16 protein-coding genes and 1 pseudogene are annotated in these 25491 nt (G+C 60.6%); 4 read left to right on the plus strand and 13 right to left on the minus strand.

From position 1 onward, the window contains the following. Positions 1-155 precede the first annotated feature (155 nt). The 4 genes and pseudogenes from UIB01_RS19385 to UIB01_RS19395 form a co-directional block, all read right to left on the minus strand. A complete protein-coding gene (locus UIB01_RS19385; protein ID WP_051605112.1) occupies positions 156-545 on the minus strand; it encodes a hypothetical protein in 390 nt (129 codons plus the stop codon). A gap of 108 nt (positions 546-653) precedes the next feature. After that, a complete protein-coding gene (locus tag UIB01_RS19390) occupies positions 654-1328 on the minus strand; it encodes a YajG family lipoprotein (RefSeq protein ID WP_038664117.1) in 675 nt (224 codons plus the stop codon). Between the two features lie 191 nt (positions 1329-1519). Next, positions 1520-1909: pseudogene (locus tag UIB01_RS22950) on the minus strand (transposase); the annotation flags it as partial. A 112-nt stretch (positions 1910-2021) separates the two neighbouring features. After that, positions 2022-2252 carry a hypothetical protein gene (locus UIB01_RS19395; protein WP_038664120.1) on the minus strand — a complete coding sequence of 77 codons (231 nt, stop codon included), beginning with the start codon at positions 2250-2252 and terminating at the stop codon, positions 2022-2024. Positions 2253-2348: 96 nt separating this feature from the next. Here UIB01_RS19395 and UIB01_RS19400 point away from each other — a divergent pair, with 96 nt between their 5' ends. Both UIB01_RS19400 and UIB01_RS19405 read left to right on the plus strand, forming a co-directional pair. Further along, positions 2349-2651, plus strand: a complete 303-nt coding sequence (locus UIB01_RS19400; protein WP_038664122.1) for a transposase — start codon at positions 2349-2351, stop codon at positions 2649-2651. Then, positions 2648-3511: an IS3 family transposase gene (locus tag UIB01_RS19405; RefSeq protein WP_038664125.1), complete on the plus strand. Its 864-nt coding sequence runs from the start codon at positions 2648-2650 to the stop codon at positions 3509-3511. The genes UIB01_RS19400 and UIB01_RS19405 overlap by 4 nt, the downstream gene beginning before the upstream one ends. Positions 3512-3569: 58 nt before the next feature. Here the strand turns inward: UIB01_RS19405 and UIB01_RS23145 are convergent, their stop codons facing one another. The 5 genes from UIB01_RS23145 to UIB01_RS19425 form a co-directional block, all read right to left on the minus strand. Further along, positions 3570-3887: a hypothetical protein gene (locus UIB01_RS23145; protein WP_146031062.1), complete on the minus strand. Its 318-nt coding sequence runs from the start codon at positions 3885-3887 to the stop codon at positions 3570-3572. Next, entirely contained in the window at positions 3884-9316 is a 5433-nt protein-coding gene (locus UIB01_RS19410) for a hemagglutinin repeat-containing protein (RefSeq protein ID WP_080695115.1), read from the minus strand. The genes UIB01_RS23145 and UIB01_RS19410 overlap by 4 nt, the downstream gene beginning before the upstream one ends. A 53-nt stretch (positions 9317-9369) precedes the next feature. Continuing rightward, positions 9370-10398 (minus strand): IS30 family transposase, encoded by a 1029-nt coding sequence (locus UIB01_RS19415; RefSeq protein ID WP_038661402.1) that lies wholly within the window; start codon positions 10396-10398, stop codon positions 9370-9372. A gap of 37 nt (positions 10399-10435) precedes the next feature. Continuing rightward, positions 10436-14839 carry a two-partner secretion domain-containing protein gene (locus UIB01_RS19420; RefSeq protein WP_051605115.1) on the minus strand — a complete coding sequence of 1468 codons (4404 nt, stop codon included), beginning with the start codon at positions 14837-14839 and terminating at the stop codon, positions 10436-10438. An 82-nt stretch (positions 14840-14921) separates the two neighbouring features. After that, positions 14922-16640 carry a ShlB/FhaC/HecB family hemolysin secretion/activation protein gene (locus UIB01_RS19425; RefSeq protein WP_038664128.1) on the minus strand — a complete coding sequence of 573 codons (1719 nt, stop codon included), beginning with the start codon at positions 16638-16640 and terminating at the stop codon, positions 14922-14924. A 308-nt stretch (positions 16641-16948) separates the two neighbouring features. On the opposite strand from UIB01_RS19425, the gene UIB01_RS19430 reads away from it, so the two are divergent. Next, the gene (locus UIB01_RS19430; protein ID WP_038664131.1) at positions 16949-17392 is read left to right on the plus strand and encodes a DUF2147 domain-containing protein; all 444 of its coding nucleotides are present in this window, start codon (positions 16949-16951) and stop codon (positions 17390-17392) included. 86 nt (positions 17393-17478) lie between these two features. Here UIB01_RS19430 and UIB01_RS19435 read toward each other — a convergent pair whose 3' ends face one another. Together UIB01_RS19435 and dcuS are read right to left on the minus strand one after the other, a co-directional pair. Beyond that, positions 17479-18204, minus strand: coding sequence for a response regulator (locus tag UIB01_RS19435; RefSeq protein WP_038664133.1), 726 nt, complete (start codon positions 18202-18204; stop codon positions 17479-17481). Then, the gene (gene dcuS / locus UIB01_RS19440) at positions 18201-19805 is read right to left on the minus strand and encodes a DcuS/MalK family sensor histidine kinase (RefSeq protein WP_038665995.1); all 1605 of its coding nucleotides are present in this window, start codon (positions 19803-19805) and stop codon (positions 18201-18203) included. Before dcuS ends, UIB01_RS19435 begins: the two co-directional genes overlap by 4 nt. Positions 19806-20050: 245 nt before the next feature. Here dcuS and UIB01_RS19445 point away from each other — a divergent pair, with 245 nt between their 5' ends. Next, the gene (locus UIB01_RS19445) at positions 20051-21364 is read left to right on the plus strand and encodes a 2-hydroxycarboxylate transporter family protein (protein WP_038664136.1); all 1314 of its coding nucleotides are present in this window, start codon (positions 20051-20053) and stop codon (positions 21362-21364) included. Between the two features lie 77 nt (positions 21365-21441). Here the strand turns inward: UIB01_RS19445 and UIB01_RS19450 are convergent, their stop codons facing one another. Together UIB01_RS19450 and typA are read right to left on the minus strand one after the other, a co-directional pair. Then, positions 21442-23079: a methyl-accepting chemotaxis protein gene (locus UIB01_RS19450; protein ID WP_038664138.1), complete on the minus strand. Its 1638-nt coding sequence runs from the start codon at positions 23077-23079 to the stop codon at positions 21442-21444. A 538-nt stretch (positions 23080-23617) separates the two neighbouring features. Further along, positions 23618-25438, minus strand: a complete 1821-nt coding sequence (gene typA / locus UIB01_RS19455; RefSeq protein WP_038664141.1) for a translational GTPase TypA — start codon at positions 25436-25438, stop codon at positions 23618-23620. Positions 25439-25491 lie beyond the last annotated feature (53 nt).

A 25491-nucleotide genomic window follows, 5' to 3' on the forward strand; every position in this document is an offset into this window, starting at 1 on the left:
TGCCCTGCCGGCCAGGTTAATGGCTCGGCGAGTCAGGTAAGCGCGGAGGCTCAGCTGTTGCCAGTTAGCTGGCGGCAGGGCATGGCGCCTTCCCTTATTGAGGAGGCGGCTCTCACGGAAGCGCAGGTCGTAGACGGCCAGTCCGAGCTGGGCGATCAGCGCCGCATCCGCTCGGCCAATCGCAACTGCCGGTAATCCTCGTGTGTACAGGTACTGGGTTCATCGCCGGTGAGGTCATAGCAGCGTTGGCCGTAGCCCATCGGCCAATATGCGATGCCTACCGGCGGCCAGAAAATCGAAGCCACCCGAAAGCGGCTTCGCAGCTTGCCGCTCTTGACCGTCAGTGATTGACGATCTACCAGCCGGTAGGGAATACCGCCCGCCGCGCCCCATGAGAACGGACGGCTGCGCACAAGCCCCTGATCGAAACTGGCGGGGCGTTCGTTGACGAGGAGTCGAGTTTCATCCGGCAATTTGAACCAAGCCCCGGTCGAACAACCAGTGACGAACAAAACGAGGGGAAACAACAGGGTACGGGCTTGCATACACAATCCTTGAAAAGAAAGGCGACATTCCTTTCGCGCATGGGCGCGCGCAGCCGCCCAGAGGGTTAAATGATCAGATCCGCCAGCAAAAACGAATAACTGCAGCCGTCAATAAACGCCATCACGACCAAAGCGGGGGATGAACAGCTCGGCAGCAGCTTTACGTACCGGCTCAGACTGGACTGGCTCACCTTGGGCCGTATCGATCACCACATCGCCACCGAGCGCCTGCACGACCGTCGGCTGCGCCAGCAAGGAGGCAAGTGCGTTCCGACCTGCCTGGGTGTAGTCATAGATGCGGTCGGACCCGCGGGCATGTGCCACTGCCAGCTGCTGACCTGTTTGGTCGATCAACTCGGCACGCAACGAATAAGTAAGAATCTCGCCAATAGCGGCCTCACTTTTCCATTCCTGAATGGAAACGTCGAGCAACAGCACACCCGGTTTCGAAGCTGCTTTCGCGCCAACATCAGCCACGCGCGCAGCGACGCCTTTACGTTCAAAGCCACCGATAAGCGCTGCTTGCAGATCGCTGGCCAAGGGGCGGCCAGAGCGGGTATTTACGTCATAAGGAATGTAGTAACTGCCTCGAACAAGCCCTACGAACGTACCTTTCTTGTTGCCAGATACCACGTAGGGTCGAGCGTCGGACACTCTCACTTCCACCGACTGGGGAGGGACGTTCGGCATTGAAGGAAAACTGTGTGCGTAATCGACCTTCCTGCCATAGGCACACCCGGTGAGCATGAGACAAATGATTGCAAAACAAACAAAGCGAGGCATATCCGGCATCCATTCCAGTTGAGCAGGGTTTCACATACACATAGGTATCACCTCATCACCAACGTCGATCGTTAGGCGATGTGGCGATAGCGAAAGCACGCATGATACTTAATTGCCAGCACCCAAAAACAGGGGCAGTCTGTTTATTGGCGAATCCAGCGAAAAACGGCGTTCCCTTTTCGCTGTTTCCTTTTTCGCTTTTCTGGGTTCAGTTCGATAGAGCGAGAACATGCAAGTAGATAGGTTTCAGTTTGTACGACGCTCGATTTATAGCGACTTTCCCAAAGCGTTCCAGACCGGCCTTCCAATCGATTTCGATACCGAGTGGCTCGTGCAGCGAGTGCTTTCATCAACTGACCTAGCCCTGCTATCGCCTCACCCGGAGCCATCAGCAAGTGAACATGGTTCGTCATCAAGCAGTAGGCGTAAACCTTGACGCCAAAGGCATCCTTCAGCTCATGCAGATCGGCCAGGTATCGCTGGTAATCTTCGTCAGCGGCGAACACGGCCTGGCGGTTGTGGCCTCGCTGGACGACATGGTGCGGGTAGTTCGCTAAAACAAGACGGCCCATCCTGGGCATAGTGGTGCTCTCCATTCCATGGGTAAGGCGTCAGAGTAGTGAAGCCCCGAAAGCGGTCTGGAGCACATGTCGCATAGGGCGGAAAATAAATCTGCCCCTTTTCCTTTTTCACTTATTCATCATAATCCTTGGGTTTATTGTAATCATACTCAATATTAAAGCGGCCATCAGGGTAAAGAATAAATACCAACCCCCAAATACGACGCCCATCCTTTTTCAGCAGATCATCCCGAAGGAAAAGAGCGGCATCAAGCCCCTCCCAAAGGGACTCCGGAGTCGTCTCAAATCCACCCTCCTCATATTTCTTGCCTTGATACATAAGCCACTGGGAGCCTGAAGCCATTTTGCAAAATATCTGTACACGGCAACCAGCGCTGAACTGACCCTGATTTTACGGACACCTCGAATGTGACTATACCGTCAGAGAGGAAGGTGTCCCATGACCGACAAACGTACGTATCAACGCTACAGCCCAGAGTTCAAGCGAGAGGCTGTACGCCAGCTCACCGACACGGATAAGTCCTGTACGCAGCTTGCGCGCGAGCTCGGCATCCGTGTCAACCAGCTCTACAAGTGGAAGCAGCAGATTGATCAGAGCCAAGCCGATGCCTTTCCAGGGTCTGGCCGCCAGGCAGAAGCTGATGGTGAAGTTGCCCAGCTGAAACGCGAACTGGAGCGGTTGCGCGAAGAGAACGAAATCCTAAAAAAGGCGGCTGCGTACTTTGCCAAGAGCCTCGTGTGAAGTACGCCTTCGTCCGTGATCATGCAGCGCAATATCCGATCCGCAGGCTTTGTCGAACGGTTGGAGCTTCGCCAAGTGGATACTATGCCTGGCTTAACAGAGCCGAGTCTCGACGTTCAAAAGCAAACCGCACATTGCTTGCCCAGATCGAGACCGTTCATTTCGATAGCCGTCAAACGTATGGCCCTATCCGGATTCATCGGGAGCTGCACAGCCAAGGCAGCACCGCAGGCCTGAACCGTATAGCCCGTTTGAAGCGGGAGGCGGGCCTCAGAACGAGGCAGGCCTTGGTATGGCAGCAGGCTGGTCGTGGAAGGACCTTTGAGCACATCGTTGAGCACCGGCTACTGAGACGCTTCTACGCGGATCGACCAAATGAGCGCTGGGTGGCGGACATCACATTCATCCCAACAGCCCAAGGATGGCTTTACTTGTCGGTGATTATGGATCTTTACTCTCGGCTGATCGTAGGCTGGGCGATGGATAAAAAACCCAGTCAGGAATTGGCAACGTTAGCGCTCGAAATGAGCTTGGGCAGGCGTGCCAAACCGATTGGATTGTTGCTACACACCGACCAAGGAGTGCAGTACAGAACTGCTCGCTACCAGGCGTTGCTGGCTCAAAACAATATCCAACCGAGCATGAGCCGTAAGGGCAATTGCCATGACAACGCAGCGATGGAGAGCTTCTTCCATACCCTGAAAACCGAGCATGTACGTCACCACAAGTACCGTACCTTCGACGAAGCCCGGCAAAGCCTATTCGACTACATTGAGGTTTTTTACAACCGGCAGCGACGGCATTCATACCTGGCGTACATGACGCCGTTTGAGTATGAGCGCCTACACGCTGTCTCTTAGGCCGGTGTCCGTGAAACCGGGGCTAGTTCAATCTGTCCCCTTCTCCCCTCTACTTATGCTACTCAGGGATTTCTGTCCAAACCCCAGACCTTATCAAAAATTCAGCATCATCAGCTATAGCGTCAAAAAAGCTAGATAAACTTATTGCATGGGTACGTATCATCATCAATGCACGCTGGGCAACTAAGTCATCCGAACCACCTGAATTAAGCGCCTCTATAGACCTATTCAGCAGGCCAGCATATTTAGCACAAGCCTCATCCATATTGCATCCATAATCAATACTTAACTTACCACTATCGAAACCACCAACTTTTTCTTTTGCAATTTCTTCAAATAGAGTTCTTAAAACATCAAGAGACAAAAGCTCATTCATTTCGCTAATCTCCTCCCTTCAGAAATAGCCTTGCTTGTCTTGGCCGAATTATAAGACCCATCAAGATTTAATACAGCCTTGAACCGCCCCTTACTATCGAAAACCTCAAGATGGTTTTTGTGCATACCGTCCAAATAAAACTTATCTCCCTTAGCAAGATAATCTCCAACAGGAGAGGTTACTTGGTAAACGCTTTGCCCTTGGAATATTTGCTTTGTTTTCTGGGACGACGGATGAACTTGCGAACCAAAACCTGGCTGCTTCAAAAACTTCCCCATATCAGCAACACTGCCAGCATTCGGGGTGTATTTATCTTTTGCACCAACCGTTATCTCACTCTTGCCGGCTTTTCTTCCTACCGGTACCCCACCAGCTATGATGTCCACCAGCAGCGTACCGCCGCCGATCAATAATTTATCCTTGATCTCCTGCTCGTATAGGTCCTTACGCTCGATAGTTTCGGCAATGTCTTTGCCAAATTCATACTGCATCTGCTCAACATACTGAGCAAGCCGCTGCCCAAGTTCGGTAGCTCCCAGCGCCTGCTCCGCCGCAAGCTGAATCACCGCTTTCGGCCCTTGCATCGCAGCAAGGCCCCAAGCTAAGGCTGTCCCAGCATCGGGATTATCTTCTAAGTAGCTATTAATGGCCGCGAGCCTACGTAGCACCCTCTGCGTCGGTATCAGCTTCTTTGAATTACCTGCGTCAATCCATTCCCCCGATTCTTCATCAAGAAACTGAAGCGCAATGGTTAGACCCCCAGCCTTACTGATGTCCTCCAAGTCTTTTATATGTACAAGCAGGTTCTTCTGAAAGCTCTCATCAGCTAGCAGCGCCTTCGCTTCTGATAGGCTTTTACCATTGAGCAGCATGGCCTCCAAGGCCGCTTCGGCGATGTCCGCACCGCCCGTCTCCTTCGCACCAGCCGGCAGCTCTCGGCCAAGCGCTCTTTCCAAGCGGTTGAAGGTACCATTCAATCCGACACCGACTTCGCCCAGATTCGCCTTGGCCTTCTCGTCATATGTAGCAAGAGCGTTTGCCCACTGCTTGACCGTGGCCTCCGGGTTTTGCAACGCCTCCACCGACGTCTTACTCACATACAGGTCAGTCCGCTCCTCCTCGTCCTTCGTGACCTCATACGCCTTACTGACATCACGATTCAGCCCAGCCGTAGAGTCCTTCCCAGACTCCGCATCGCTCCGGACGACAATCTCACCCGCCCCCACCGTCGCACGGACGATCTGCTCCCGCTCTTTATCATAGTCGTAGCCGTTGACACTCCAGCCGTTTACCCCCGCCTCCCCCTTGCCCTGCTGGCTTTGATCCTGCTGGCCGTTGCCGTAACTGCCGCCCGCATTGAGGTAGTAGCTGTGCTCCTTGTCCTCTCCCTGGATGTCGCGGAAGCCGAGGGTGTCGGTATCGAGCTTGAGGTTGCCGGTGTTCGAGGCGATCAGCGCGCCATCGATCTGGGTATGGCCTTCGGTGCGAAGATCGAGCCGGTCACGGGCGGTGATTGATGTCTGGTTACCCACCCAGTTTGTTTCGCCGTTGGTTTGCCCATAGCCAACCGAGCCGCTGACGCTGAAGCCATAACCCACGGTGACCGTCGCACTGGCGTCGAACTCTTTGCCGCTCACCTTGCCCGTGTCGGGCACCGAGCTCACAGTCAGGTTGCGCCCCACGTCGCCGGTGACGTTTTCGCCTTCGATCTGAGCACCTGTTATCGCCGTATCGCGACCGCTCTTCATGTCGACGTTGCGCCCGGCGTACAGGTAGGCCTCCTGCTGTTGCCCACCTTCGCGATCAAGCTCACCGCGACCAATATTTACGCTCGCGTAGACGCCGATGCCGCTTTGACCGAAGGTCAGGCCCACTTCGCCGCCACCGCTGCGGCGCCGTTCTTCGGCGCTTTGCGCGTTTTCGGCGGCGGTGATCAGGAGGTCATTACCGGCATTGAGCTTAATGTCGCGCTCAGCCATCGCCTGGGTCCCGATAAGGCTCAGGTCGTTACGGGCATCCAGAACGATGTCTCGCCCTGCCTGCAGCTGGGTGCCGCTGGCTGTGCCTTGGCTGCCCTCTTGCGTGGCCGTGCCCTGGCTACCGCCGATGCCTACCTTGAAGCCGCCCGTGGTTCCGCCGACGAAGCCGCCTTTCGCCTGGGTCTGCTCATGCTCATAACGCTGCTCACCACGCGCGACGTCGAGCACGATGTCTTGTGCACTGACTTTGATGTCACGACCCGACTGCAGTTGGCCACCTTTGACCACTACGCTGTTGCCAGCCGTCAGGGTGACGTCGTTACCAGCATCCAGGCTTGAGCCGCGGTTACCTGTACCGCTCTGAGTGACGGTCTGGCTATGGCTCGTGCTGCCAACATGGCCGTCAAACGTCGGCCCCGAGAGGAACTGGCTGACGCCACCAACCGCTTTCAGGACGCCTGATGCCTGGCTGACCGTATTGTCACCTTTGCCCGCGCCGTTGATGCCGTCGATCATGTTGCCGAAGTTATGGTTGACCGTCGTTGTGGTGCCGGTACGACTCTGGCTGGTTTCGCGCTCGTACACCGACTGCTCGCCTGCCGAGTCGATGAGGATGTTGCGGCCGGCCTGAACATTTAGGTCATAGCCAGCGGACATGTCGGAGCCCTGCTGAACAACGTCTCGCCCAGCCTTGACATCAAGGTTCAGCCCCGCGGTGATCTGGCTGGCTGCCGCGGTTTGCTGCGCGTTGAGTTGCTTGTCCTTGAGCGCCTCCTGCCCAATGAAGGTGCTATAGCCGTTGCGGTCGAAGTCCTGCTGCATGCCGAACGTCTTGGTGCTTTCCCAGGACGTGGTTTGCATGCGTTCTGTGCCAGCAACCACATTCACATCACGGCCGGCATCGAGCAGAACATTTCGACCAGCGCTTACGCCGCTTCCAACGATGTTGATGTCCCGCTCGGCTGCCAGGGTGGCGTCCCGATCGGCGATCACCTGGCTGCCTACGATGGTCGAGCTGATGGCTTCCCTGCCGGCCTTCTTTGCCGAGGCGAGGGTGATGTCGCCACCGAAACCAGGCGTACCGACGGCAAGGCCTGCGGCATCGGAGAACGACAAGCCCACCTTCTTCTTGTATTCCTCGCTCCGGCTGTAGGCCTCGTCATTCGCCGAGACGAGATTGATATCGCCCGTTTCGGTTACAAGTCCCGCGCGAAGCTCGACATCATTGCTTGCTATCGCTTCGCTGGCTCGCAACCGAATATCGTTACCCGCCGCGATCACCACGTCATTGCCGGCATCCAGCTCGCTGGCGACCTGAGTCGCGCTTGTCTTGAGCTGACTCTTGCCGCTCTTCGACATGCCAAGGAAACCGGACTTGGTCTTCTTGCTGTAGGAGCCATGCTCCTCAACCCCGGACAGGATCGCCACATCGCCAGTAGCGCCGACCAGCAGATCGTTGCCAGCGCTGAGTTGACTGCCGATAACCGTGACATCACGGCCGCCATCGATGCTCAGACCACCGCCTTCAGTCTTGCTGGTGTTGATTGTCAGGTCATTGCCGGCCTCGATCACCGAGGCGATGTTGGTGCTGTGATAGCTCTCCTGCTGCTTGCTGCTGCTACGCCCGAAGGAGCCTTTTTTCTTTTTAGAATAGAAGGAAGCACTTTCATCCTTGGCCGAGAGGATGTTTATGTCCTGCTCGGCATCCAGCGCGACGTTGTTGCCGGCCTTGACCTGGCTGGCCACCAGGGTCAGATCTTCGCCAGCGGCGATGGCGATGTCCCGTCCCGCCTGAACGACGGAGGACTGCTGGACGATCTTGTCGGTGCTACGGGTGACTTTCTTGCTTCGCGAGTAGAAGTGATCCTCGTTGGCTGCCGAAGTCAGTAACACATCGCCACCGGCGTTCAAGGCAAGATCACGACCGGCATCGATCTGGCTGGCGATCACCGCCAGATCACGCCCGGCGCTGATATCGATATCCCCGCCAGCGCTAACCTGGGCGCCTAGCTGGGTGACTTTCTCGTTGAGGTAATGATTGCCGCGTGCCTGACTGACACGCTCTTCCACCGAGGTCAAAGTAACGTCGCGGGCCGCGTCGATCACCAGGTCGCCGCGGCTCTCCAGTACACCGCCACGGTCGGCTACATCACGTCCAGCGCTGATGCTTAGATCGTTCGCCGCCTCAATTCGTGCAGCGCTGTCGACGAAGTCACGGATGTTGTGTTGGCTGCCGAACCTAACGTCATGACGAGTGACGCTACGCTCATTGATGATGTCGCCTGTTAGGGCAACCGCCGATACATCGCGCCCAGCGATGATGCCGCCTGCAGTGTTGCGGATGCTGTCGGTAGCTAGCAGTTGCAAGCGCTCGTTCGCCTGCATCAGGCCGCTGTTGGTGATGGCGCCGGCGGTGATATCGAGGTTACGACTGGCACGTAGGGTGCCCTGATTGGTCAGGTCGCCGCCGGAGATAAGCGCGACGTCGCGGCCCTGGATCAGCGCGCCATTGGGTGCCAGACGGCCTTCGGCCTGAGCCAGGTAAAGCACCGGCACCAGGACCTTCTCGCCCAGCACTTCGTGCTCTTCCATCCAGACAATGTCGTGGGTCAGCGCGGCAACCTGTTCGGCAGTGAGCGTAACCCCCAAGGACAGCCCAAGGGCGTTCTTGCTGGCCAGGGCGTTGTCCATCAGGTAGCGGAACATCGCCTCGTCACTAGTCAGCCCGGCCAGATAACGTTGGCCGGTGCGGGCAACGATGGCTTCGCGGATCAGGCGCTGCTCATAAAGACCGTCACCAAGGCGCTTCTGCGCGGCATCGGTGTCGTAACCGAGGTTGCCAAGTAGGTAGTCCGAGCTCATGAACTGCTTGAGGTCCGTGAGCGCCGGGTTGGTTTCGATAAGGTATCTGTGGGCAGTGGCCGGCCGCGACGTCACTGGAAGCTCACCTGCCCGGGCGAGATGCTGTTCGCCCGTGGATGGAAGCACGGTGCCGAAGCCGCTGCCGCTCTGCCCACTTTGGTCACTAAGGCGGAACAAGCCATTCTCACCTTGAGGCAAGTTGAAATCCGGCAAAGCGACTGGGTTGACAGCACGCTGCTGCAGCTCGGGTGGCAGCTGAGGATTGAGATGGATCGCCGTCGTGTTGACCCGCGAGATGGTGGCGGTTTCGCCCTGGCGGACCTGCCCGTCAACGTGGGCTATATTGCTCTTGACTACCCCATTGGCCAGCGAGGATTTGGCGTCGATGGATACCTGCCCTCCAGCTTGTATCACCGCGTCCGCCGCTGATCCTGAGCTAATGCTGGTCTCTGTGGAGCTTACGACCCTATAGGTCGAGAAAATCGACGGTAGTGGGTAGTAGGTAGCAGCAGAATAGTATGGATTCAGCTTATTGGTCTTCTGGCGATTTCTATCTACAAGCTGGAAGTAGCTTCCTGAATCACCCATTAACTCATCGAAGTAGTTATACAGGGCGGTTGCAGGGGCTGAGTGCAACACGGTTATTGAATTGAAGCAGGCGCATCATGCCGCATAGCCATGGCTTCCTGCATCACTTTGCCCATAACTTCAATTGGGCATTTGAAGTCGAAGCGCTTACGTGGGCGCATGTTCAGTTGCAGTGCGATGGCATCCAGTTCTTCCTGGCTGTGTACCGACAGGTCTGTGCCTTTGGGCAGGTACTGGCGGATCAAGCCATTGATGTTTTCGTTGCTGCCGCGCTGCCAAGGGCTGTGCGGGTCGCAGAAGTAAATGGCCACCCCGGTCTGCTGAGTGATTTCAGCATGCCGCGCCATTTCTCGGCCCTGGTCGTAGGTCATGCTCTTGCGCATCGCCAGCGGCATGCCATTGAGCGCTGCACTGAAGCCTTCCATCGCCGAGGTCGCCGTCGCGTCGTTCATCTTCACCAGCATCAGGTAGCCACTGGTGCGCTCCACCAGCGTACCTACAGACGAGGCGTTGGCCTTGCCCTTGATCAGGTCGCCTTCCCAATGCCCTGGCATCAGCCGGTCTTCGATCTCCGGCGGACGTACATGAATACTGACCATCTCAGGGATCTGACCGCGCCGATCCACACCGCCAGAGCGCGGCCTGCGCGTCGTCTTGCTTTGGCGCAGGCAGATGATCAGCTCCTTGCGCAGTTCACCGACCGGCAGGGCATAGATCGCGTTATAGATCGTCTCACGACAGACGTAGGCCTCTCTGAGGCTGGGAATGTTCATGCTGCGCAGCTTGCCGGCAATCTGCTCGGGAGACAAACGCTCACGCAGCATATGAACCACCAGCTCAAAGCGCTCGCTACCCGGCAACAGCTTTCGCATCGGTCGACACACCTGGCGGCGGGCTTGCATCTGCTGTTGGGCTACACGGGCCGAGTAGCCACCACAGGCATCTCGATTGCGGCGCAGCTCCCGGCTGATGGTCGAAGGGGATCGGTTGATCAAGCAGGCAATCCCACGCAGGCTGAAACCTTGGGCATGACCGATTTGAATGGTGGCGCGCTCTTCAACGCTGAGTTCGGTATAAGACATGGGGGCAGCACCGTACCGGAAAGGTCAGGTGTTGCACTCAGTTTTTGCCGCCGCCCACATAAATAGAATTATATTTTGCATACTGAAATGCGGCCCCTCCCTCTTCAAAAAGACTGAAAAACACACCACCGCGTTCAGAGTCGACTGGATTTCGAAGTTGAGTAGTTCGCTTTACCGTTGAAGTTGCAGCTCCTTGATTAACTAGTGAATCCACAGAAATGGACAAGTCCTCACCAGACGATATGACACTATAGTAATTTCCGAGCTCGCTCCCAATGAACTGCAAATTTCCACCCGCAGAGATCACCGACGCAGGAGAGTCGGAGACTACGTTTCGTTCCAGCACCTCCTCGACAAAATAATAAAAGTCGTAGTGCCGCCCCTTACAATCTAAGCATTGATAATTGATATCTCCGGACACCAATCTTTCGGACAGATCGAAACGGTCTTTCTTGTTCTCCATCCGAGCCGCTAGTAATTGCATATCGCCAACGCTTTCAATCGTCGAAGATATATTTTCCAGCACAGCCGCCCAAGCCCCCCTATCGTCCTTTGATACTTCCAGCGCGCCCAGGCTGTAAATATCGGCGAACCGGTTTGTTAGCGCGTCAACGCGCAACGCCATATTTCCGCCACTGAAAATCAGCCCTTGCTCATTGATCAAGGTGCCCGCCTGGATGCGCACCTCCTCAGCTCCACCAAGCGTCCCGTAGTTATTCAGCGTCGCGCTGCGCAGGGTGAAGTCGCCGGTAGATGTCACTCGGCCGCGGTTTACGGCAAGCCCTGCGATATCCATCGAGGTGATCGCGCCGCCAGCAATGCGGCCGCTTGTAGCGAGATCGAGGGAAGCGGCATTGAGCGTTAGGCCACCGAGGCTGGTGAGCTGGCCGCTGCCGCTGTAACCAGCGGTGAGGTTCAGGCTCAGATTGCCATCGCTGGCAATCAGGCCGTTGTTGATCCAGCGCCCGCCGGTTGCGACGAGGCTCTCGCCAGCCAACAACTGGCCGCTGGCTGTCTGGGTGAAGTTGCCGACATTCAGCTCCAGACGCTGGGCCTGGATAACGCCGCTGTGGGTCCAGTTGGCGGCATCGAGCTTTAGCGCGCCATTGGTGATCAGCGTGCCGCCAGCAGAAGTGGCCAGGCTGCTGGCGAGACCGAAGGTGCCGATGCCCACGTGGCGAACGGTGCCGCCGTCGTTCAGGAAGCTGCCAACGTTCAGATTCAGGTCACGGCTGGCTGATTCGATCAGGCCGCGGCGGTTGTCCAGCGCGCCACTGGTGGCGATCACTGTGCTTTCCAGCTGGCCGAGCGCGCGTAGTGCGCCACTGTCGTTGGTCAGGCCGGCGCTGTGTACGGTTAGGCCGCTGGCGCTTTCGACAAGGCCTGCGGTGTTGTTCAGGATGCCGCGCAGACTGAAGTCAATGTACTGGGCGCCGACCTTGCCGGCGCTGTTGTCCAGTGCGTCCGCCTCGATCCGCACGGTGTCGCGGGCGTACAGACCACCGCCGACATTGAGCAGGTCGCCGGTGGTGATGCGTGTGTCGCCGCCGATGGCGGAAAGATGGCCATGGGAATTGTCCAGGCGACCGGCCTGGACGCTGAGAGTTTGTGCCTGGGTGGTACCGCCAACGTTGCTGAACAGGCCGGACGTGGCCAGCTTCAGCTGGCCGACCAGGCTGTTGAGAACGCCTCCATTACCGTTGTTCAGGCTCGCGGCTTCGACGTCGATATTGCCCTGCTGGCTGAGGATACTGCCGCCGCGGTTATCCACGGCACCGGCAGTTCTGACCAGTACGCTTGCTTGCCCCTGCAGCGCGCCTTGGCGGTTGTCGATGTCTTGGGCCGCTACCGTTACGGAGTCGGTCTGGCTGAAGACGAGACCGTCCGCACTGTTGTCCAGCGTGCCGGTCGCCTGGATGGTCAGGCCGACCTGCGCACCGACGGTGCCGCCCGCATTGGTGAGGCTCACGGCGAAAAGGTCGAGCAGCCCCTGGCTGGCAATCCGTCCGCTGCGGTTGTCGACGTCTCCGGCGCGCAGCAGCAGATCGCGGCCGCTGGCCAGACGCCCGCCGCTGTTGAGCAGAGCCGCACCGAGCAGCAAATCGAGGGTGCCGGTGGCGGTCAGCTGTCCACCGCTGTTGTCCAGTGATTCGGCGCGCACACGTACATCGGACGCACCGCCCAGCTGCCCGCCGACGTTGCGCACGGTGCCCGCCTGGAGGTCGAGCTCACCGATGGCGCTGATCAGGCCGCCGTTTCCATTGTCCAGGGCAGCGTCCAGTTCGGCGGCGATCGCACCTTCGCTGGAGATGAGGCCGTTGCCGCTGTTATCCAGGCTGGCCGCACGCAGCTGCTGGTCGCCCCGGCTGACCAGTGCGCCCTCACCACTGTTGTTCAGATGCCCGCTGAGCTCCAGGTTCAACCCGCCATTACGGCTGGACAGGGTGCCGCCCTGGCTGTTGTCGAGGCTGCCGCCGCTGACTGTCACACCTTGCCAGCCGGAAACGAGCCCGCCCTGGTTGTTCAGCTGCCTGGCTTGGGCATCAAGTGTTTGCTCCGCGATCAGGCGGCCACCCTGGCTGTTGTCGAGCTGCTCGGCGTCGACCTTCAATGAAGACGAGGAAGATACTTCGCCGCCGCGATTATCCAGCGTGCTGGCACCGGCCAAGCTTACCGGCCCGTTACCGTGGATCAGCCCGCCGCGGTTGTCCAACTCCCCATTGTTGAGCTGCAGAGAGACTGCCGCCTCACCGATCATGCGTCCGCCCGTCTGGGTCAGCGAGCCGAGATCGGCTGTCAGATCGCCACGGGCCGAGACCTCGCCGCCATTGCTGGAGTCCAGGCGGCTGGCGTTGAGGACGAGCGCGCCATCGCTGACAATCAGGCCACCGTCGCGGTTGTCGATCAGGTCTGCAGCACGAACCGAAACCTGCTCGCCACTGACCAGACCGCCGCGGTTGTTCAGCGCTTCGGCTTCAAGCCGCGCCTGCCCCTGGGCAGTAATGCGGCCCTGCTCGCCGTTGTTTAGCGTTCCGACAGCAACCGTCAGATCGCCGAGCGCGACGATATCGCCACCCCGGTTATCCAGGCTGTCACCGCGTAGTTCGGCATTGCCGCGGCTTTGCAGCAGACCATCGCGGTTGTCCAGCTGCGCGGCATTGACCGTGACCTGCTGGCTGCCCAGCACGCGGCCCTGCTGGTTGTTCAGAGCGGAGGTATCGATGCGAGTCGTGCCGGCGCTGAGCGTGCCGCCCTGGTTGTTTAGCGTCTGGTGCGCCGTTGCCTCAAGGGTGCGTCCGGCTATCAGCGTGCCGCTGTTGCGGATTGTCTCGGCGGCAAGTGCCAGGTCGGCACTGGCGATGCGGCTGTTGTCCGCTTTGACGCCCGCTTCGACGATACCCTCGTTGGTCAGCACGCCGGCCCGGAGCACGGCGTTGCCGCCAGTTGCCAGGCTCTGTCTGTTGATCAGGCTGTCCTGTGCACTGATACGAGCGGCACCCGCAGCGTAGGTATCGCCATTCAGCTCGACCTGCTGCGCGGCAATGTGCAGATCCTTGGCGGCAGCACTGCGTCCCATGCTTAGCCGGCCATTAGCATCGATCTGAATATCCCCAGCACTGGCCGCCATATCGCCGGCCAACTTCACGCCAACGCCCGCTTCGGTGCCGACCAGGCGAATGGCGCCGGCGTACATGCCACCCAATGCGGAACTGTCGATGGCGAGCAGTGGCTTGTCGCTGTCGTCCAGTGCTTTCGCGGTAACGCTGAGGTCGCCCGCCTTGACCTCGTTGCGGCCGGTGATGATGTTGAGCTTCTTGGCGTGCAGCTCGGCGTTGATCTTGGCGCTGCGGGTGATGAGGTCGAACTGGTCGACATTGTTGGCGTTCAGGCCCTGCCCTTCGATGGCGATCTGACCGCCATTGACATCGAAGCGGTCGAGGCGGCCGTTGTCGATCACCGGCGTGCCGGTGCTCAGGGTGACGCGCGGGGTGTTGATAAAGCCGCAACCATCGCAGGCGATACCGTGCGGATTGGCAACGATCACGTGGGCCGATTTGCCGGCCACTTCCGTATAGCCCTGCAGCCGGCTGGCGTTGCTGCCAGTGACCTCGTTGAGGATCATCCCGGCCGCTTTTCCATTGAGATTGGAGTTGCCAAGGATGATGCCGCCCAGTTGCGTGGCCTGGGTGCGCTCGGTGGCATTGTTGAGGATCAGTCCCTGCTGACCGACGTTGTAGTCCTTGAATTTGTTGTGCGACAAACCGTTGCTGTTGGGTGCGGCGATGTTGACGACCGGTACGCCGTTGCCGGCCTGGCCGATGACTGCCCCGCTGCCAGCCGCCACTGTCAGTTCCGCAGCCGCAGCGACGATGGGGTTAAGAAACATCACGCCAGCGAGTACTGCGGCAATGTTCTGGAAGAAGGGGCTGCGCACGTCCATGTGATGACTCCGGCTTGCTCAAATCAACAGAATTCGGGAAGAGATCGACTCTTCAAGCCCGCCTGTATGGCGGGACGGCATTTCAGAAAAACAGATCGATGCGGAAATACACCGGGCGCTCACGCTCGGTAATCGCGTCGGGCCGCTCCAGCGAGTGGGCGAACGTCAGCGAGGTGGCCAGATGCGCGCCGCGGGCGGTCAGCTCCAAGGCATGGCCCGACATGCGTCCGTGCCGGTCCGGGTTGTAATGCCCGCCGTGGATCACCCCGACGTCGTAGGCATAGGCCAGGCCGTATTCATGCAGGAAAGGCCGCAGTGGCTCCCAGCCGACCGGCCGCCGCCAGCGCAACTGGTTGCGCCAATAGCCGCCGGTGTCGCCGGACAGGGATTGCTCCTTGAAACCGCGCACCGAGGCCAGACCGCCAACGCTGATGCGCTGCGGGCTGTAGAGCGCGTCTTCACTCTTCTGGCCGTTAAGCAGGCTGTCGAAACTGAAGAACTCGCCCCACAGCTGGAACGGCTGGAGTGCGCTCAGGGTCAGGGTGTACTTGTGGTAGCGCGCCTCGGGCTCGCCTGGGAGCGGATCGCCACGACGCTGGGCATCGAAGGCACCGATGCCGTGCTGCCAGCCGGCATCGACGTTGACGAACGCGGTGCCAATCCGCCGGCCATGATTGAGGCCCAGCTGCATTTCGGACAGGCGCTGGCTGGATACATCCAGCAGACTGTTCTCGATGTAGTTGCGGGTGCGCAGGTGGGACAGGCCGAAGTTGACGGCGGTCTTGCTCACGGCATCGCGGTGCAGTACGCGCTCGGCGCCGAGCTGATGGCTTTTGCTTTCACCGTCGAGTTCGAACGCGAAGCCGGCGGCATCGTTTTGCGTACGGTAGTAGCTCTGATTGTAGCCGTAGCTGAACGTCCACCAGCCATACGGCAGTGTGTAGAACAGGCCCTGATTCGCGGAATGTCGATAGTGGTCGCTGACCGCATCGCCGCCGGCACGCAGGCTCAGCTGATCGGCCAGGCCCAACGGACTGTCCCAATCGAGGCCCAGTCCCCACTGCTGTTCTCCAGTGCTTTTCTCGCCATTGTTGTGGCGATTGAAGCTGAGGCGCCAAGGCTTGAGCGGATCACCTTGCAGCCTGACGCGGCTGCCGCCCACTTCCTGCCCCGGCATCAGCTCGAGCTGAGCAGGACGAGAGGGCAGACGGTTGAGCTGGTCGACCAGTTGTTCCAGTTCGCGCAGGTCGACGATCTGGCCTGTACGCCCTGGAAACGCCATGGCCAGTTCGCGCTCACTGGCGACCGCCGATTGGTCGAGGCCTTCGAGCTGCCCCTCGACGATGAGCACCTCCAGCTCGCCATCAGCCATGTCCTGCTGCGGCAGGTACGCACGCGAGGTGACGTAGCCACGGTCGATGTAGAACTGGGTGACGGCCTTGAGCAGCGCGTTGAGCTGACTGGCACCGAGGCAGCGATTGACAAAGGGCGCCAGCAGCTCGGTCTGCTGTTCGGCCGAGATATGGGTCGCGCCTTCCAGCCGAATAGTTTGAATTTCGAAACAGCGCTCATCGTCGGTCGGCTGTGGCGGCGGCACCAGCGCCTCGCGGCCTGGTAACTGCTGGAGCTCCTCGATGCGTCGGCGCTGCTCTTCGAGCAGGCGCTCCTGCCGATCACGAATCAGATCGCGATCGCCTGGCGATGGGATATTGGCTGGCGGCACTTGTGCGGAAGCCGGCGAGGCAGAAAAGCAAATAGCGGAAAACAACGAGGCGAATAACAGCCGGCGCACGGCAACCATCCTTGGTCAGGTAAAGCGGCGGCGGCGATGATGGGCGCAGTGCCATCACTGAACAACTGCCTTCCGTCCCGTTTGCGGCGGAAAAACACAAACGGTTTCGCATATTTGAAACGGACCGTGCCGCCTGGGGGGAACTTTCCGCCGGAGGCGACCTGTCGGCACGTCAATGGATGGCGCCAACAGAACCCCGAAACAGGACGACTCAAAGGGCGTATGTGACGAGAACCAACCGGTCAGGCGGCTGGGCGCAACCGGGCTGAAACACCGGTGGTAGAGTCAGCGGCGTCTTCTTGATCATCGGAGAAACCATGCGTTCGTTATTCGTTCCCTTGCTGGCCCTGCCGCTCATGCTCTCGTCACTGGCCTTCGCTGCCGAATCACCGGCCGGACGCTGGCAGACCATCGACGACGAAACCGGCAAGCCCAAGTCCATCGTCGAAATCCAGCAGGCGGCCGACGGTACGCTGACTGGCAAGGTCGCGGAGATTCTCAAGTCGGATCAGGGTGCCAATCCGGTGTGCAGCCAATGCGAAGGCGAGCGCAAGGACCAGCCCATCACCGGCATGACCATCCTGCAGGACCTCAAGCCGGACGGCGAGCAGGTCTGGAGCGACGGCACCATCCTTGACCCGGCGAAGGGCAAGACCTACCGCGCCAAGGCGAAGCTGCTGGAAGGCGGCGATAAGCTGGAAGTGCGTGGTTACATCGGCATCGAGGCACTGGGCCGAACGCAGACCTGGGTGCGCCAGTAAGGCCACCCTCGCCACGGCAGGTCATGCCGCACGTCATGCTGCGTCAATGACCTAGCCCTGCTGGCATGGGGCGGCGACAGACACCGTCAGCCTTGTGCCAGCCGCTGCAGCGCGGCGCGATCCAGACAGCGATAACGGAACGACGGCCGGCCGATCTGCCCGTAGTGAAAGGATTCTTCCAATAGCTGCATGTCGTTCAGGTGCTTGAGGTATTTGCGCACCGAGACGCGCGACATGCCGGTGGCGGGCAGCAGGGTTTCGCTGGTGAAGCCGTCGTCCTCCAGCGCAAGGATCGCCTGCGCCACCTGTGCCAGTGACGCCGGGGTCAGCCCCTTGGGCAGATCGCCGGGACGGCGCACCTCGACTGCAGCAGGCTGGCTGAACAGCCGGTCGATATCGCCCTGGCCGAGCTGATCCGGCAGCCGGGAGAGCGACTCGCGGGCGCGGCGGCACGTCTCGATGGCATCGCGAAAGCGCTCGAAGCTGAACGGTTTGACCAGGTAATCACGCGCGCCGAGGCGCTGCGCCGCGCGTACCGTGTCGATCTCCGAAGCCGCGGTGATCAGCACCGCATCGGTATTGCGGTCCTGCGCGCGCAGGTGACGGAGCACCTCGAGGCCGGAGCGATTGCGCAGGTAGACATCAAGCAGCAGCAGGTCCACCGGCTCGCGTTCGAGCATCTCCAGCGCTGCTGGCACGCTCTCGCACTGGCCGACCAACTCGATGCCGTCGAGACGGGCGAGGTAGTCGACATTCAGGCGCATGACCATCGGGTCGTCCTCGACGATCAGCACGCGCATGGCGGTTTTCATGGTGCCTCCCCTTCCGCGGCGGTCCGATAGGGCAATTCGACCTCGAACAGGCTGCCGCGGCCCGCTTCGGAATAGACCGCCAGGCTGCCACCCCAGGCCTCGACCTGCTCCTGCACAGCAGCCAGGCCGATGCCGCGACGCTCGCCCTTGGTCGACACGCCGCGCTCGAATATCTGCTCGCGCACGGTGGCCTCGATACCGCCACCACTGTCCTGCACATGCAGCGAGAGCAGCGCTTCGTCGTAGTTCAGCGTCAGACTGACCCGACGCTCGTCCTGCTCGGCCACCGCCTCGAAGGCATTTTCCAGCAGATTGCCGAGGATGGTGACGAGGCCATGAATCTGCTCGGGCGCGGCAGCTGGCAGGGGATGTTCGACGTCGACCTGAAAGTCGATGCCACGTTCGCGGGCTTCGCTCTGCTTGCCCAGCAGAAAACCCGCCAGCACCGGTTCGCCAATCCCCTCGACCAGCACTGTCGCCGGCGCCAGCTGGTGGTCGGCAAGGTCGCGCAGGTAGACGCGCAGGGCATCCAGATCACCCAGCTGCGCCAGGCCGAGCAGCACGTGCAGCTTGTTCTTGAATTCGTGGGTCGCGGCGCGCAGCGCTTCGGCATAGCGACTGACGCCGGTCAGCTGTTCAGCCAGCGCGTTGACCTCGCTCTTGTCGCGGAAGGTGGCGATGGCACCGATCACCCGCCCCTGGTGACGAATCGGCGCACGATTGGCGAGGATCGCCCTGCCATTGAGACTGAATTCACGGTCCAGCTGCTCGGTCGCGCTGGCCAGCACCTCGGGCAGACCACTGTTGGGCAGGTATTCGCAGATCGGCCGCCCCAGCGGCGGCTTGCCCAACCCGGTGCTGACCAGCAACCGTTCCGCTGCCGGGTTGACCAGGGTGATGCGCGCCTGATCGTCGACCGCCAGCACGCCCTCGCGCACCGAGGCCAGCATCGCCTGGCGCTCCTCTACCAGCCGGGTGATCTCATAGGGCTCCAGGCCGAGCAACACCCGCTTGATATAGCGCGCCAGCAGGTGCGCGCCGAGGGCGGTGATCAGCATCAGCGTCAGCACGCCGAAGACCACGCCGCGTTGATGCGCCCGCAACAGTTCGCCGAGCGAGGCCAGGGTGACGCCCACGGAAACGGCACCGATCACCACACCCTCGTCGTCCAGCACCGGGGCGAAACCGCGAATACTGCTGCCCAGGCTGCCATCGGCCCGCGAGGCATAGGTTTCACCGGCCAGCGCGCGACCTTCGTCGTCGCCGCGAAAGGCCTGCCCGATGAGGGTCGGCTGCGGGTGCGTCAGGCGCAGGGCGCGCGGATTCATCACCACGATGAAGTCCACACCCAGACGCTGACGCAAGCCGTCGATCTGCCGCTGCAACTGGTTATCCGCACTGAAATCGGCGGGGCCGGCAAGGGCCAGCTGCACGTCGGTACGCGCGGCCACGCTCTGCGCCAGGTTGGTGACCCGCGAAGCCTGGCCTTCTTCCAGGGTGTCCTGCAGCTGCACGTTGAACAGCCAGAGGGCCAGCGCCAGGGCCAGCACCACCATGACGGCGACCAGCAGCGAGATCAGCATGTTCAGGCGCAAGCGCAAAGCCATTCTCCCATCGGTGATCGGCGCTAAACGCCGCGGTAAAGGGCCGGATCGAGCCAGCCCGGCAATCGCGGGTCAAGCTCGGCTCTGCTTTTTTTAGTTTCGTAATGGTTTTTTAACTTCGCCAAACATTGGCGGCGAAGCAACTCTGCTTAAGGTAGCCCCGCCGCGGTTGTCCGACCGCGCATTCGCAACCATCACCCGTGCGTGCGCCACCCGGCTGTCACGTTCGAAGGAGTACAACAATGAATCGGACCACGCTGAGCCCTGCCGTGTCTGAAGGCACCCCGAACGTTTCGCTGCTTTCCCAACGCATCTTCAACCTGCCGTTGCCGCTGTTCGCCATCGCCCTGCTCGTCATGGCCGCCGCCATCGTCACCGATACCCTGCCCACTGGCATGATCGGCGCGCTGCTGGTGATGATGCTGCTCGGCGAGCTGCTCGGTTTCGCCGGCGACCGCCTACCTATCATCAGGACCTACCTCGGCGGCGGCGCGATCATGGCGCTGTTCGGCGCCGCATCGATGGTTTACTTCGGCTGGCTGCCCGCCGCAGTCGCCGATGACGTCGCCAGTTTCATGAAGGGCGGCGGCTTTCTCGACTTCTATATCGCCGCGTTGATCACCGGCAGCATCCTCGGCATGGATGCCAAGGTATTGGTCAAGGTCGGCTCGCGCTACGCGTTACCTCTGTTGTGCTCGGTGCTGTTCGCCGCGCTGTTCGCCATGGCCGTGGGCGCGCTGCTCGGCTTCTCGCCCCAGGATGCGGTGGTGGTCATCGCCATGCCTATCATGGGCGGTGGCATGGGTGCCGGCGCGGTGCCGATGAGCCAGATCTACGAGCAGCTGCTCGGCCAGCCGGCCAGCTACTACATCTCGATCCTGGTGCCGGCCCTGGCCCTGGGCAACGTCTTCGCGATCATCATCGCCGGGCTACTCAACGGCCTGGGTAATCGCTACCCGTCCCTGACCGGCAACGGCCAGATGATGCCGGGCGTGGATGTCAGCGACAAGGAAGGCCCGATCACCCTGCCCGCCCTGGGCATCGGCCTGGTTGCCGCGCTGAGCTTCTTCATTGCCGGGCAGATCCTCGGCAAGTTCGTGCCGTTGCATCCCTACGCCTTGATGATCGTGCTGGTGGCGCTGCTCAAGGTGAGCAACCTGGTGCCCGAGTCGATCAACGACGCCGCCTCCCAGTGGTTCCGCTTCGTTGCGCGCAACTGGACCTTCGCGCTGCTGTTCGGCATCGGCGTGGCCTTCACCGACCTCGGCCAGGTGCTCGACGCCATCTCGCTGACCTACGTGCTGATCGTCTTCGCCGTGGTCGCCGGCGCCGCCTTCGGCGCGGGCCTGGTAGGCCGCCTGGTCGGCTTCTACCCCATCGAATCGGCAATCACCGCCGGGCTGTGCATGGCCAACATGGGCGGCACCGGTGACGTCGCGGTGCTCTCCGCGGCCCGGCGCATGTCGCTGATGCCGTTCGCGCAGATTTCCTCGCGCCTGGGCGGTGCGCTGATCCTGCTGATCTCCAGCGTGGTGGTGCCGTTGTTCTTCACCTGACCGACGTTTTCAGCCATCCGGAAGTGAAAAAGCCCCGACCTTGCGGTCGGGGCTTTTTTCGTTTGGCTGCAGCGCCATCAGCCGCGGAAGTAATTCACCCGCCGGTTCAGCTCCTGCGCCAGGGTGGTCAGATCCTGACTGGAGGCTGCGACCTGATTCGATGCCGCCGAGCTGGTCACCGTCGAGTCGTGAATGCGCGTTACGCTCTGGTTGACCTCCTCGGCCACCGCGCTCTGCTCCTCCGAAGCGGTCGCAATCTGTGCATTCATCTCGTTGATCGCGCCTACTTCCTGACGAATCTTGGCCAGGGCGTTCTCTGCCTGCAGGGTCTGTTCCACGGTCTGCTGTGCCAGCTGCTTGCTCGATTGCATCACCTCCACCGCCCTGCCGGCGCCCGCCTGCAGCGAGGCGATCATTTCGCTGATCTCGCTGGACGACTGCTGCGTGCGGTTGGCCAGCGAACGCACCTCGTCGGCCACCACCGCAAAACCACGACCATGTTCGCCGGCGCGCGCCGCCTCGATGGCTGCGTTGAGCGCCAGCAGGTTGGTCTGTTCAGCGATGGCGGTTATCACCTGCAGAATCTTCTCGATATCCCCGCTCTGTGCCGAGACCTGATTGACGGTATCGGTGGCGCTCTCCAGCACCTTGGCCAGGTTGTGAATCGACACGGCAGTTTCACCGACGATGCGGGTGCCAGTCTCGACCTGCTCGTCGGCGCTTTTCGCCGCAGTCGCGGCGTTGGCAGCGAAACTGGCCACCTCACTCACGGTGGCAGCCATCTGGTTGATCGCCGTGGCCACCTGCTCGGCCTCGGCCGACTGCCGCTGAATCTGCTGATTGCTGCTCGCCGAGGAGGTCAGCAACTCGCTCGATGCCGTGCCGACGCCATCGGCTGCGGTGCGCACCTCGGCGATGATCGAGGTGAGCCGGCTGGCCATCTTTGCCGTCGCGCCCATGACGCTATCCGGGTATGGCGTGACGATCCGCTGTCCCAGGTCGCCGTTGGCCAGATTGCCGATCACCCGCGCCACCTCGTCGGGCTCGGCACCGAGGGTCGAACGCAGCTTGCGAATGATCACCACCGCGATCGCCACACCCAGCAGCACCGCTACGCCGGTCACCGCGACGATGAGCGCGAGGAAGCCGCTGGCGGTCTCGCGGACCACGGTCACGTCCTGATTGATGCTCGATTCCTGATGATCGATGAACGCGTTGATCAGGCGCAGCCATTCGCTATAGGCCCCGGCGACGTTATCCAGGAGAAATTCATAGGCGCGATCCGAACCTTCGTTGAAGCGCAGCTCGACCACCTGGCGGGTCAATGCGTTGGTTTTCGCCTCGATGGTCTCGATCTGCCCCATGAGCTGGCGCTCGAGGGCATCGGCTGAGGGCTGCGCAAGCATCGCCTTCATCGGTACGGCGGACTCGGCATACAGCTGCGCCAATCGCTCGATCTCCGCCACCTGCTGCCGGGCGAACGCCGGATCGGCCGCGCTGACCGCGTCCCGCACGGCAATCGCCCGGTCGTGCACGCTGCCGCGGAAGTTGATCGCATAGCGCTGCTTCAGGCCCGCCTGCGAGCTGATCTGACTCATGCTGCGGTCGATGATGTCGACTTTGAGCGCACTGACAACGGCGACCGCCACCATCAGCGCCAGAATCACCAGAAACCCCAAGCCTAGGCGCTTGGATACCGACATCTGCTTGTTCATCGAGCTTTCTCCCTAACCGGACTGCGTGGCAGCAAGTGCGGCCAGTCGTTGATTACTCGGACGGCGAGTGCAGCCGAGCCAAAACCTGTACAACATAGTGTCATTACGCCACTTCTTGTACAAGTATTTGCTGACAGGTGATCTCACAAAATCCCAGAGAATTCAGCCATGTGGACCCTGAATAGCTAGCAAGCAGGCTTCTAGAACGCGCCGCGCAGAGGTTTTGTACAACTTTCAGCAGCGAGAAAAATTTGCCCGTCACTGCTGAGCAGCAGAAGGTTGCGACAGGCCTGCAGCGGCCCAACCCTGCGCTGGCTGGTCTATGCCAGGCCGGCAGCCGCTTGGTCCAGCAGTGAACCTGCCGCAATCGGGGAAGGAGAAAATGTCGGGGCAGCCTGGTGCTATCCGGAGGGTCGATGCCGTGTAAGGCCGTCGCCGTAGCTCGTGACGAGCCGAAAGGAGCGCACGGCAGCAATAGCCGATCCCCAAAAAGCACAAAGGCGCCCGAAGGCGCCTTTGTGTCGTTCCGCTACGGGAATTAGACCTTGCTACGCTCGAAGCGCTTGCGGTCGTTCTCGTTGAGGTACTTCTTGCGCAGGCGGATCGACTTCGGCGTTACTTCCACCAGCTCGTCGTCGGCGATGAATTCCAGCGCCTGCTCGAGGGTGAACTTGATCGGCGGAACCAGGGCGATGACCTCGTCCTTGCCGGAAGCGCGCATGTTGTCGAGCTTCTTGCCCTTGGTGGGGTTGAGCACCAGGTCGTTGTCACGGCTGTTGATGCCGCACAGCTGGCCTTCGTAGATCTCGTCGCCCGGCGCCAGGAACAGCTTGCCGCGTGCCTGCAGGGTTTCCAGCGAGTAGGTCAGCGCGGTACCGGTGGCCATCGAGACCAGCACGCCGTTCTGGCGGTTGGTCACTTCGCCGGCCTTGATCGGGCCGTAGTGGCTGAAGGTCGAGGTCAGGATGCCGGAGCCCGAAGTCAGGGTCAGGAAGTTGTTACGGAAGCCGATCAGGCCACGCGCCGGGATGGTGTATTCCAGACGGACACGGCCCTTGCCATCCGGAACCATGTTGCTCAGGTCGCCCTTGCGCAGACCCATCTGCTCCATCACCGGGCCCTGATGCTGCTCTTCGATGTCGATGGTGACGTTCTCGTACGGTTCCTGCTTCTCGCCGTCCTCGTTCTCGATGATCACCACTTCCGGACGCCCAACGGCCAGCTCGAAGCCTTCACGACGCATGGTTTCGATCAGCACCGACAGGTGCAGCTCGCCACGGCCGGAAACCTTGAACTTCTCAGGGCTGTCGCCCGGCTCTACGCGCAGGGCGACGTTGTGCAGCAGTTCCTTCTCCAGACGGTCCTTGATGTTGCGGCTGGTGACGAACTTGCCTTCCTTGCCGGCGAACGGCGAGTCGTTGACCTGGAAGGTCATGCTCACGGTCGGCTGGTCGACGGTCAGCGGCGGCAGAGCCTCGACAGCGCTCTGGTCGCAGAGGGTGTCGGAGATGTACAGCTCGTCCATGCCGGATACGCAGACGATGTCGCCGGCTTCGGCTTCCTGCACTTCGACGCGCTGCAGACCGGAGTGACCCATGATCTTCAGGATGCGGCCGTTGCGCTTCTTGCCGTCAGCACCGATGGCGGTGACCGGGCTGTTGGCCTTGATGGTGCCGCGGGCGATGCGGCCGATGCCGATCACGCCGAGGAAGCTGTTGTAGTCCAGCTGCGAAATCTGCATCTGGAACGGACCGTCGAGGTCGACCTTCGGGGCCGGAACGTGGTCGATGATGGCCTGGAACAGGGCATCCATGTTGTCGTCCATCTTCTCGTGGTCCATGCCGGCGATGCCGTTCAGGGCACTGGCGTAGACGATCGGGAAGTCCAGCTGCTCGTCGGTGGCGCCGAGGTTGTCGAACAGGTCGAAGATCTGGTCGATGACCCAGTCAGGACGCGCGCCCGGACGGTCGATCTTGTTCACCACGACGATCGGACGCAGGCCGGCCTTGAAGGCCTTCTGGGTCACGAAGCGGGTCTGCGGCATGGGGCCGTCCTGGGCGTCGACCACCAGCAGCACGGAGTCGACCATGCTCATGACGCGCTCGACTTCACCGCCGAAGTCGGCGTGACCGGGGGTGTCGACGATGTTGATGTTGTAGCCGTTCCACTTCAGCGCGGTGTTCTTGGCCAGGATGGTGATGCCGCGTTCCTTTTCCTGGTCGTTGGAGTCCATCACGCGCTCGTTTTCCAGCTCCTTGCGGTCCAGGGTGCCGGACAGACGCAGCAGCTTGTCGACGAGGGTGGTCTTGCCATGGTCAACGTGGGCGATGATGGCGATGTTGCGTAGATTCTCGATCACTGATTCTTTTCTCTGTAGATAGCTTCGAGCTGAGGCTGGAAGCTGGAAGTAGT

It is taken from the genome of Stutzerimonas decontaminans (assembly GCF_000661915.1).
GTDB classification, from domain to species: domain Bacteria; phylum Pseudomonadota; class Gammaproteobacteria; order Pseudomonadales; family Pseudomonadaceae; genus Stutzerimonas; species Stutzerimonas decontaminans.

Coding starts and splice junctions, on each gene's coding strand:
- UIB01_RS19385 (WP_051605112.1), bottom strand. CDS start 545: ATGCAAGCCCGTACCCTGTTGTTTCCCCTCGTTTTGTTCGTCACTGGT.
- UIB01_RS19390 (WP_038664117.1), bottom strand. CDS start 1,328: ATGCCTCGCTTTGTTTGTTTTGCAATCATTTGTCTCATGCTCACCGGG.
- UIB01_RS19395 (WP_038664120.1), bottom strand. CDS start 2,252: ATGGCTTCAGGCTCCCAGTGGCTTATGTATCAAGGCAAGAAATATGAG.
- UIB01_RS19400 (WP_038664122.1), top strand. CDS start 2,349: ATGACCGACAAACGTACGTATCAACGCTACAGCCCAGAGTTCAAGCGA.
- UIB01_RS23145 (WP_146031062.1), bottom strand. CDS start 3,887: ATGAATGAGCTTTTGTCTCTTGATGTTTTAAGAACTCTATTTGAAGAA.
- UIB01_RS19410 (WP_080695115.1), bottom strand. CDS start 9,316: ATGGGTGATTCAGGAAGCTACTTCCAGCTTGTAGATAGAAATCGCCAG.
- UIB01_RS19415 (WP_038661402.1), bottom strand. CDS start 10,398: ATGTCTTATACCGAACTCAGCGTTGAAGAGCGCGCCACCATTCAAATC.
- UIB01_RS19420 (WP_051605115.1), bottom strand. CDS start 14,839: ATGGACGTGCGCAGCCCCTTCTTCCAGAACATTGCCGCAGTACTCGCT.
- UIB01_RS19425 (WP_038664128.1), bottom strand. CDS start 16,640: ATGGTTGCCGTGCGCCGGCTGTTATTCGCCTCGTTGTTTTCCGCTATT.
- UIB01_RS19430 (WP_038664131.1), top strand. CDS start 16,949: ATGCGTTCGTTATTCGTTCCCTTGCTGGCCCTGCCGCTCATGCTCTCG.
- UIB01_RS19435 (WP_038664133.1), bottom strand. CDS start 18,204: ATGAAAACCGCCATGCGCGTGCTGATCGTCGAGGACGACCCGATGGTC.
- UIB01_RS19445 (WP_038664136.1), top strand. CDS start 20,051: ATGAATCGGACCACGCTGAGCCCTGCCGTGTCTGAAGGCACCCCGAAC.
- UIB01_RS19450 (WP_038664138.1), bottom strand. CDS start 23,079: ATGAACAAGCAGATGTCGGTATCCAAGCGCCTAGGCTTGGGGTTTCTG.